We start from the raw sequence: 10,566 nt of genomic DNA, 5'->3' as shown, positions 1-10,566 counted from the left end.
CCTTCCTATCTCGCGCTTTTCTTCGGATCCAGCTGATCTCTCAGCCGGTCGCCAATCATATTAACCGACAGCACAAACATCGTGATGGCAAGTCCCGGGAAGGTACAAATCCACCACGCGACCGTCAAATACCCCCGGCCCTGCGACAGCAGGGTTCCCCAGTCCGGGACTTCCTTCAGAACGCCAAGACCAAGAAAGCTAAGCCCCGAACCGGTCAGAATGGATGTCCCTATTCCGATAGTCGCCATAACTAGCAGCGGAGAAAGCGAATTGGGCAGTACATGCTTCCAGAAAATATGAAGCGGCGAAGCACCTGCGGCCTGAGAAGCCAGAATAAAAGTCCGCCCTTTAATGCTCATAATCTGGGAACGCATAATGCGCGCATAACCCGGTATCGAGGCTACGGCCACGGCCAGCACAATGTTAAACAGGCTTTTGCCAAGCGCGCCCGCGATAGCCAGCGCAAGCAGAATGCCGGGGATTGTCATCAGAATGTCGTTGAAGCGCATCAGCACCGCGTCAATCCAGCCTCCCGCATAACCGGACAAAGCGCCAATAGCGCCGCCCGCCAGCCCTCCGACAAGAACGGAAGCGAAACCGATAAACAGGGAATCTCTGCTGCCGTATACAACAACGCTGAATATATCCCGGCCGAAATAATCCGTTCCGAACGGATGCGCCGCGCTAGGCGGCTGCATAATGCTGTCCGTTAACATCTCGGTAGGCGAATAAGGGGCAATGAAGGACGGCACAACCGCGCAGGCCGCGATAAACAGAATGATCACTGCCGCTGCAAGCAGGAACAGATTGTTAGCCGTAACTTGTTTGAACCGGATTGCGGCGAACCGTCTGCCGCTTCTTTTGTACCGGATTGTACTAGCCGTAGCCGCTTCACGCATAGGTTCTCAGCTCCTTTCTCCTTTTGTCCTCATGCAGAACGCCTGACTCTCGGGTCGATAACCGAATACGACAAATCAACCAGCAGGTTCACCAGGACATAGATTACCGCGGTGAAAAAGATAACGCCCTGCACAACCGGCAGATCCTTCGCCATCAAGGCATCCCCGATAATCCGTCCGATGCCTTGGCGGGAGAATACGGTCTCGATAACAACCGTTCCCGCAAGCATCTCCCCGATCAGCATGCCAATCATCGTCACCGCGGGGATCAGCGCGTTGCGCAGCGCATGCTTATACATTACAGCCCGCTCGGATAATCCTTTGGAACGCAGCGTCAGCATGAAATGCTCATCGATAATGTCGAGCATGCTGCTGCGCACCATCCTTACAATAAAGCCGGCTCCAACAATGCCAAGCGTGAGCGCCGGAAGCACAATCGTCTTCCATCCGTCAGAGCCCATGGCAGGGAACCAGCCAAGCTGAAGACTGAACAGCACAATAAGCAGAATGCCCGACCAGAAGGTCGGCATCGAGATGCCGAACAATCCGACGAGGCGGGCAATGAAATCAATGGGGCCGTTACGGTGGATAGCGGACAGCACGCCGAGGACAAGGCCGATCGTAACCGAGACCAGCGCGCTTGCCGCCGTCAGCGCCAGGGTTGCGGGGAAATGCTCCAGTATTTTATCCAATACCGGCTCGGAATTCAGTAGAGAGCTGCCGAAATCGCCCCGAACCATATCGTTTATATAACGGGTGAACTGAATATAGAAGGGCTGGTCAACGCCAAGCTGTTGCTTCAGACTGGCTATCTGCTCGGCTGTGGCAACCGACGGATCAATCATGTTGTCCGTCGGGTCGCCGGGAAGCACGTACAGAATCGCGAATACCAGCACCAGACTGCCAGCGATGACTAGCAAGGAGGAGAGAATGCGTTGGGCGATAAACATGGCGAGCCGCCTCCCTTGAATTTAAGAATGGATCGAGACTCCGTTAAATAACGGGTAACCCAGCGAATCGAACACAAGTCCTTGCACGGATTTATCCGCCGCTACCGTATAGGGGAATACGTAAACCGGAAGAATGACAGCCTGGTCGATGATATACTTCTGAATTTGCTTATAAATGTCCGCGCGTTTGGTATCGTCCGTTTCCACGCGTCCTTGCTCAAGCAGCTTGTCGATCTCGGGATTGGACAAACGGGTGAGCGACTTCTGGGCTTTCGGATCGGTCGTGTGATAGAACGGATACAGCGCGTTTGGATCGGAGTTCACCTGGCTGTTGCCATAAAGATCGTAATCGCCGTTCGTATACACGACCGTCCGGACATCCTTCGTAATCTCCACTTCAACGGCAATGCCGAGAGCCTTCAGCTGCTGCTGGATAATAACCGCGATATCGTTGCGCTTCTCGCGGTTTGGCGTGCCGTCCACGTAATGCAAGGTAAGCTTCTTGCCCGCCTTCTCCCGGATACCGTCCGCGCCTTTTACCCAGCCAATCTCGTCAAGCAGCGCGCCCGCCTTCTCCAAATCAGGCTTCACGCCGTTCTCAAGCGTTGGATCATAGCCGAAGGTGCCCGGTGTAAGCGGCGACCAAGCGCGGTCGTATGTACCGAGATAAAGAGTCTTCACGATACTGTCGATGTCAACGGCCAGCTGTACCGCCTGTCTTGCCTTCACATCATCCCATGGGGCATGCTCCTGATTGAAGAATAGCGTATAAGGCAGACCAACCGTATTGGCTTCAAGCAGCTGAACCTTCGAATCGCCTTTCAGGGCCACGATATTTTGCGGAGGAACGGTCTCTGCCGCGAGCACCTGACCGCTCTGCACGCTTCCGATCCGGGTAGCCTCCTCAGGGACAATTTTAAAAGTAATGCCGTCCAGATATGGCGCGCCTGTATTCGTTACAAGCTCCGGCGCCCATTTATAATCAGGGTTTTTCGCAACCTGGATTTGGGCATTTTGTTCCCATTTCACAAACTTGAAGGGTCCCGTGCCAACGGGATTGAGACCAAACTGGTCACCGTCCTTTTTCGCGGCCGTCGGGGATACGATGCCAAGCAGCGCCTGGCTCAGGTTGCCAAGGAAAGCGCGTGAAGGGGTAGCCAGGTTCAGCTTAACCGTATATTGGTCGATCACTTCCGACGACTGGTACGGTGCGAGCAACGCTGCCGCATTGGCTGCTTTCGTGGCCGGGTCGAGAATACGGTCGAAGTTATATTTGACCGCTTCGGCGTTAAACGGCGTGCCGTCCTGGAACTTCACGTCCTGGCGAAGCTTGAAGGTATAGCTCAGTCCGTCATCCGAGATCTCCCACGAAGTGGCAAGCCACGGCTTAATGGAATTGTCCGGAAGCTGTACGACCAGCGAATCGTAGATGGTGCGGATAACGCGCACCGCAACGGCCAAGCCGCTGCGATGAGGATCAAGCGAATCCGGCGAAGTGGCGAGCGCGTAAGTCAGCTCCCCTCCTTGCTTCGCTTCGGTAACCGCTGGCGTATCCGACTGCTGGGCAGCCGGCTGGCTGCCGTTATTGTTGCTTCCTTTATTCGACGCGCATGCTGACAGGACCAGTGTTAGCGCAAGCAGCAAGGCAGCCGAAGTCCGGATAGGTCTTCTTACGAATCCATTTCTATTCATGGTATCTCTCCTAATGGGTTAGTTAACGGTAACGCCGGCTTGTTTGCGGGCTGCGGTATAACGGTTCTCCGGAACAGGAATGCCCAGATTGCCGCGAAGCGTATCTGCTTCATATTCGGTACGGTACAATCCGCGCTCCTGCAGAATCGGTACGACCAGCTCGACAAAATCATCCAGGCCGCGCGGCGTAGCCGATGCAATAATGAATCCGTCCGCCGCTTCCTCTTCAAACCACTCCTGCACCCGATCGGCCACAAATTCCGGCGTTCCGATAAAAGCGTTGCGCGGAGTTGCCGCCTGCAGAGCGACTTCACGCAGCGTAAGCCCTTGCTCCTTGGCGCGGCGCTTGATCCGGTCGGTTGTGCTGCGGAAGCTGTTTGAGCCGAAATCGCCAAGGTCCGGGAACGGCGCATCCAGCTCATATTGCGAGAAGTCATGATGCTCGAAAAATCTTCCCAAGTGGTCGAGCGCTTTCTCGACCGTAACCAGATCCGCAATTTGACGGTATTTTTCTTCCGCCTCTTCCTGCGTGCGACCGATAATTGGCCCGATGCCAGGGAAAATAAGCGTATGCTCCGGGTTTCGGCCATTCTCGGCGATACGGCGTTTCACATCGCGGTAGAATTCCTTCGCATCCTCAAGCGACTCGGGACCCGTAAATACGGCATCCGCTGTTTTGGCAGCCAGATTACGGCCGCTTTCGGACGATCCTGCCTGGAATACAACGGGCTGGCCCTGCTTCGAGCGCGCGATGTTCAGCGGTCCTTGAACCGAGAAGAATTGACCTTGGTGATTCAACCGGTGCAGCTTCTCCGGATCGAAGAACACGCCGCTTTCTTTGTCGCGGACAAAAGCGTCATCCTCCCAGGAATCCCACAAGCCTTTTGCAACCTCCAAGTATTCTTCCGCAATCCGGTAACGCTCGCTATGCTCGGGATGCTGCTTGCCTCCAAAGTTAAGCGCGCTGCCTTCAAGCGGGGAAGTAACCACATTCCAGCCCGCGCGGCCGCCGCTGATATGATCGATGGACGAGAATTGACGGGCTACCGTAAACGGCTCGCTGTACGAAGTCGATAAGGTTCCCACTAGACCGATGTTGGATGTAACGGCGCCAAGTGCCGACAGAATCGTAATGGGCTCGAAGCGGTTCAAGAAGTGGGGAATGGATTTCTCCGTAATGTATAGACCGTCCGCAATAAAGAGGAAGTCGAACTTGCCTTCTTCCGCCTTCAGCGCCTGCTGCTTATAGAAACCGATATTGACGCTTGCGTCCGCCGGAATATCGGGATGTCTCCAGCCTGAGCTGCTTCCTCCAACGCCATGAATAATAGCTCCTAATTTCAACGCTTTTCTCTTTGACATATACACTCCACCCTTATCCAAATTTTTGTCTGATTCAATAAAGTTCCGGTATAGTAACATATCCCATCTGTTTAATAGGAATTTATCTTGGCAATACTCTAACATCCGGCTACCGGCAGCACAATATCATATAAATGTCTTCTATCGACTGTTAGTAATCATCTATGGGTCAGGCCTTAAAAGGCAAAAAAACACCAAGCGCCGGTTGGCGTTTGGCGTTGCTTCATCTCTATGATCCTGCAGCAAGCTGAACTAGCAGTCTGGTACCGTGAACAAGAATAGCCTCGTCCAGATTGAAGCGTGGACGATGCAGCCCCTCCTGTTGCCCGAACTCTTCATTCAGGCAGCCCAGCAGCACAAACGCTCCCGGCACTTGGTCCAGATACCAGCCGAAGTCCTCTCCGGCAAGACTTGGCTCAAGCTGCGTCAGCACGTTCTCCCTCCCAAGCACGGAAGTAGCCGCGCGGATAACCTCTTCAATCGCTTTGCTGTCGTTTACGACAGCGATCCCCTCGCGCAGCACAATATCATAGCTTCCGCCGTAGGAAAGAGATGCTGCTTGCGCGTGTCTTTCCAGCCCCGCCGTAATCGCGGCAACCGTCTGCTTGCTGAAGGCACGGAACGTTCCCGTAAGGACGCTCTGCTCGGCAATTGCGTTAATAACGGTGCCGGCACGCAGCGTTCCGAACGCAAGCACGGCCTGCTCAAGAGGGTCAATACTATTCGCCATCATGCCATTCACGCCGGCAATATAAGCTGCCGTCATCTGAATGGCATCCGCCGCGAGATGAGGTGAGCTGTGATGCCCGTTAGTCCCGCGGAACGTCACTTGGAAATGGGAGGAAGCCGCCATCGCGTATTGCGGATGGACGCCAATCGTTCCCGCATCAAGCTCCGGCCATACATGCAGGGCATAACAGCGGTCAACGCCTTGAAGTATTCCCGCCTCGATCATATCCCTCCCGCCGGAGAGCAGCCTGCCGTCAAGGGGACTTGGCAGCGCCCCTTCTTCGGCGGGCTGGAAGACAAACCGGATTTCCCCGGCGAAGCTCTCCCGGTAAGCCGCAAGCGTCTTGGCAGCGCCAAGCAGCATCGCCGTATGCGCATCATGGCCGCAGGCATGCATGATGCCGTGCGTTATAGATTTATAATCAATCTCGTTTAATTCCGCGATCGGAAGAGCATCCATATCCGCTCGCAGCAGGATCGTCCTGCCGCCATCCAGGCCTCCGCGCAGCACTCCAACTACGCCTTTGCCAAAATGGGGGCCGACGCCCGTTCGGACGTCGATCCCCCATTCTTGCAGCAGCCGCGCGACTAATGCCGCTGTACGATCCGTGTCGTACAGCAGCTCCGGATGGCGGTGCAGATCGCGGCGAATCGCGACAAGCTCCTCATGCAGCGAGCCTGCATACGCCATCATCTCAGCTATTGCTGCCGTATTCCTATTTAGACTCAAACGTGCTCAGCCGCTTTCGTATAACGGTTGCCCGGAATCGGCAGGCCAAGATTGCCGCGCAGCGTATCGCCTTCGTATTCGGTGCGGAACAAGCCGCGAGCCTGCAGAATCGGCACGACTTGCTCAATGAAATCTTCAAGGCCATGGGGCACCGAAGAACCCACCATAAATCCGTCGGCAGCGCCGGCTTCAAACCACTCCTGCACACGGTCGGCTACCTGCTCTGGCGTGCCGATGAAGATCGGACGAGGAGTGGCCACCTGCAAAGCCACTTGACGCAGCGTTAACCCCTTCTCCTTCGCATTGGCTTTGATCTTGTCGGTACCGCTTTGGAAGCTGTTGCGGCCGAGATCTCCCAGCTCGGGGAACGGCGCATCCAGATCGTATTGGGAGAAATCATGATGCTCGAAGAAACGTCCCATGTAGATCAATGCATTTTCCGCCGATACCAGATCCACAACCTCCTGATATTTGCGCTCCGCCTCTTCCTCCGTGCTGCCGATAATCGGACCGATGCCAGGGAAGACCAGCACATGATCCGGATTGCGTCCGAACGCCGCCGCGCGGCGCTTCACGTCCTGGTAGAACGCGGCCGCGTCTTCAACCGAATCATGGCCGGTGAAGATGGCATCCGCATGCTTCGCGGCATAATCCTTGCCGACCTCCGATGCGCCAGCCTGGAAAATAACCGGATGCCCCTGCTTCGAGCGGGCAATGTTAAGAGGACCTTTAACCGAGAAGAACTCGCCTTCGTGATTCAGCGCGTGCATCTTGGCCGGGTCAAAGAATACGCCGGATTCTTTGTCGCGGACAAACGCATCATCCTCCCAGGAATCCCAGAGGCCGCGCGTCACTTCCAGATATTCCGTCGCGATCCGGTAACGCTTGTCATGATCCGGATGCTCCTTCTTGCCGTAGTTCAGAGCGGAGCCTTCAAGCGGGGAGGTAACGATATTCCAGCCTGCGCGGCCGCCGCTGATGACATCAAGCGATCCGAACTGGCGCGCGACCGTAAACGGCTCGCTGTATGAAGTGGACAATGTACCAACAAGGCCGATATGATTGCTCACTGCAGCGAGCGCGCTCAGAATCGTAATTGGCTCGAAGCGGTTCAGGAAATGGGGGATGGATTTTTCGTTGATATAAAGACCGTCGGCGATAAAGGCCAAATCAAACTTGCCGGCTTCGGCTTTCTCTACCCACGATTTGTACAGCTCGAAGTTCACGCTTGCATCGGACGGAATCTCCGGATGTCTCCAAAGCGAAGTGCTGCTGCCGACGCCATGAAGCATCGCGCCTAGCTTTAATTGTCTGCGTGCCGCCATTATACATTGCCTCCTTGCGCTACCTGGCTTTGAGCTTGGTAAGCTGTTTTAATCCGGTTGATTTGCCCGAGATGATGATGGACATGCTTCGAGAAGCCTTGAATAATGTCGCGGACGCGGACCGTCTCGCCCTTGAAGTTGATGCCCGTTTTATCCAGATCCTGCTCGCTCAAGCGGCCAAACAGCAGACCGTTGTACTGCAGCAGCGCCCAGAACACGTTCAGAATATCGGATGCATTGCCGTCATTGGAATGCTGGCCGGACACCCAAAGATCCTGATTAAAGGCAGGAAGCTGCGCCTTCGTATCCGCAAGAATGTCGCGGATGCGGAAGGACACTACAATATTGTGATCGGCCAGATGGGAGAGCACCTCGGTTACGCTCCATTTGGCTTCGGTTTCTTTCCATTTCAGCTTAACCTCATCTAATCCCGCGATCGCCTGAGTCAGCTCCAGATGCGTATCTAAATAAGCTTGAATATTGATTGCACTCATTAGAATCCCTCCGTTATATGGGCATCCCGGCACTAGGCCGGTTCCTGCGTGAAGCGCGAGAGCGAGAATAGGCTTAGATCCCGTTCAGAATCAAAACCTTGAACCAGATCAGCCAACAGCTCGCCTACCGCGCTCGAAAATTTGAATCCGTGCCCGGAGAAGCCGCCGGCTATAATAACCTGCGGATGCTCCGGATGACGGTCGATCAGAAAACGTTCGTCCGGCGTTAGCTCGTATTTGCAAACCGCGCTTTGCAGCAGTCTGCCTGCCGCACCCGGCATAAATGCTTCCAGCGCGCTTCTTAAATCGCCTTCGTCATCGGGATAAGCTCCGAACGGTGCCGGTGTCTCGCCCGGCTGCCAAGGAACGCCGCCGTCATGACGGCCAATCTTCAGCCCCGCTCCGCCGATGCTTGGGAAACCGTAATAACCGCCTTGCCCCGTCCCCAGCGTAAACCCGAAAACGTCCGGCATCGTAAGCCGGGCCATTCGTTTCGAACCAACCGACGACCTTTCTTACCGGCCGGATCGGCAGCGTGACGAAAGGCTTCAAAGTCTTGAACCAAGCACCCGCGCTCAGAATAACGGAACCGGCCGCATAGTCGCCTTTGGAGGTATGGACAATAACGCTTCCTTCTTGCGCGGTAATACCCCGGACGGGCGTATTCACTTCCAGATGCGCGCCGCTCGCAAGCGCCAGCTGCTTATACGCGGCGACGCATTGCTCGCTGAACAGATAACCCGCATCCGGTTCATACAACGCTTGATACCGTTCCGGGAGCGTCAGCCCCGGCCAGCGGTGTTGCACTTCATCCGCCTGCAGCAGCTCGGTCACTACGCCAAGCCCCTCCGAATCCGTTCGTTTCCCCTGAAACGAATAAACATCCGGATCCGCCAGATTCAGCACTCCAGAACGTTCGAGCAGCTTGCTCCCCGTCCTTGCTTCTGCCTCCCGCCAGAACTCATCTGCCCGCAAAGCCAGCCGGACATAAGTCTCGCCTCCGTCATAAGCATGACGGATCAGCCGGGGCTCGCCGTGATGACTGCCCTCCGGATGAGGCGGATCAAAGGCATCAAGCAGCAGTGTCTTAACGCCGCGCCGTGCCAGCTGATAACCCGCGCTCATCCCCATCGAGCCTGCTCCAACCACGATGACATCATAGACGGGAAGACGGCTGCTCATTTAAGCTTCCGTCCCGTCACCAAAGTCGGCCGCAAATTGCTCAAGCGCGCGAACGGCCGTGCCGGCAAAGAAATCAGCTGCTACCGGAAGCGCGCGTTCATCAAGATCAAACGCGGGATGATGCCACTCTCTTGGTCCATCCGTGCCAATAAAAACAAACAGACCCGGCACCAGCTGCTGGTAAGCTGCGAAATCCTCTCCTGCCAGCGACGGTACAGGACTGACCGGAAGCAGCTCCAATTGCTCGGCTTCCCGCCATGCCAGCTCCGCCAGCCCTTCATCGTTATGAACCGGAGGAGGACCCTCAATCCAGCGGACAACTGCGGTTGTGTCAAAGGCAGCGGCAACACCGGCTACCACCTGATCAAACCGCTCGCGAACCCGGCGGCGGACATCCGCATCAAAGGTACGAATGGTACCCTCAAGCACAGCCTTCTCCGGGATCACATTCCACGCCGTGCCGCTGTTCAGCTTCGTAACGCTGATAACCGCGCTATGAAGCGCGCCTACGTTACGACTAACGATCGACTGAAGCGCGGTAACGATATGCGAAGCCGTTACAACCGGATCATTGCCGGCTTCCGGTACAGCGGCATGGGAGCCATGCCCCGCGACTTCAACAACAAAACCGTCGGCAGCCGCCATAAGCGGACCGCCTTTTATGCCAATGGCGCCCACGGGCAGATCCGGCTTATTATGGAGGCCGAATATAGCCTGCACGCCTTCCAATGCTCCGCTTGCAATCACTTGCCGCGCGCCCTTCGCCTTCTCCTCTGCCGGTTGGAAGATCAGCCGGACCGTACCTTTAAGCTCATGCTCGCGTTCCTTCAATAAATAGGCGGTACCGATAATGGCCGCCGTATGGAAATCATGTCCGCAGGCATGCATCTTGCCCGCTGCGGCCGAGGCAAACGGCAGTCCCGTCTCCTCCTGAATCGGAAGCGCATCGATATCAGCCCGCAGCGCAATAACCGGTTTACCCGCTCCGATCTCCGCGATGACGCCTGTCTTCAGAGAGTAATTGGCGATCCGGATGCCGGCCGCCTCCAGCCACTTCCGGATTCGGATGGTTGTTTCAAACTCCTCATGGGAAAGCTCCGGGTTCCGGTGCAGCTCCCTGCGGATATCCGTCAAACGACCCGCCAGCGCGGCAGCGCTAAGGGTCCTCGTTTCGTTGCTCATTTGTCCAACCTCCTGCGCTTA

The 10,566-nt window shown here is 55.9% G+C and carries 8 protein-coding genes and 1 pseudogene; all 9 read right to left on the bottom strand.

Annotated elements, in window-relative coordinates:
• Positions 1 to 5 precede the first annotated feature (5 nt).
• Positions 6 to 899 (bottom strand): ABC transporter permease, encoded by an 894-nt coding sequence (locus tag M3194_RS24380; RefSeq protein ID WP_251656698.1) that lies wholly within the window; start codon positions 897 to 899, stop codon positions 6 to 8.
• Positions 900 to 928: 29 nt separating this feature from the next.
• Positions 929 to 1,849 carry an ABC transporter permease gene (locus M3194_RS24375; protein ID WP_251656697.1) on the bottom strand — a complete coding sequence of 307 codons (921 nt, stop codon included), beginning with the start codon at positions 1,847 to 1,849 and terminating at the stop codon, positions 929 to 931.
• 21 nt (positions 1,850 to 1,870) lie between these two features.
• On the bottom strand, positions 1,871 to 3,541 hold the full coding sequence (locus M3194_RS24370; protein WP_251656696.1) for an ABC transporter substrate-binding protein: 1,671 nt from the start codon (positions 3,539 to 3,541) through the stop codon (positions 1,871 to 1,873).
• Positions 3,542 to 3,559: 18 nt separating this feature from the next.
• Positions 3,560 to 4,903, bottom strand: coding sequence for an LLM class flavin-dependent oxidoreductase (locus M3194_RS24365; RefSeq protein WP_251656695.1), 1,344 nt, complete (start codon positions 4,901 to 4,903; stop codon positions 3,560 to 3,562).
• A gap of 229 nt (positions 4,904 to 5,132) precedes the next feature.
• Positions 5,133 to 6,326, bottom strand: a complete 1,194-nt coding sequence (locus M3194_RS24360) for a M20 metallopeptidase family protein (protein ID WP_251656694.1) — start codon at positions 6,324 to 6,326, stop codon at positions 5,133 to 5,135.
• A 32-nt stretch (positions 6,327 to 6,358) separates the two neighbouring features.
• The gene (locus tag M3194_RS24355) at positions 6,359 to 7,687 is read right to left on the bottom strand and encodes an LLM class flavin-dependent oxidoreductase (protein WP_251656693.1); all 1,329 of its coding nucleotides are present in this window, start codon (positions 7,685 to 7,687) and stop codon (positions 6,359 to 6,361) included.
• Positions 7,687 to 8,181, bottom strand: a complete 495-nt coding sequence (locus M3194_RS24350) for a DinB family protein (RefSeq protein WP_251656692.1) — start codon at positions 8,179 to 8,181, stop codon at positions 7,687 to 7,689. The genes M3194_RS24355 and M3194_RS24350 overlap by 1 nt, the downstream gene beginning before the upstream one ends.
• Before the next feature lie 32 nt (positions 8,182 to 8,213).
• Positions 8,214 to 9,312: pseudogene (gene solA / locus M3194_RS24345) on the bottom strand (N-methyl-L-tryptophan oxidase).
• A gap of 51 nt (positions 9,313 to 9,363) precedes the next feature.
• Positions 9,364 to 10,545 (bottom strand): amidohydrolase, encoded by a 1,182-nt coding sequence (locus M3194_RS24340; RefSeq protein WP_251656691.1) that lies wholly within the window; start codon positions 10,543 to 10,545, stop codon positions 9,364 to 9,366.
• Positions 10,546 to 10,566: the final 21 nt, after the last annotated feature.

Origin of the sequence: Paenibacillus glycanilyticus (assembly GCF_023715145.1) — a bacterium.
Classification (GTDB): domain Bacteria; phylum Bacillota; class Bacilli; order Paenibacillales; family Paenibacillaceae; genus Pristimantibacillus; species Pristimantibacillus glycanilyticus_A.
Note: the sequence above shows the minus strand (reverse complement) of the source record. Positions and strands in the feature narration are given on the sequence as shown.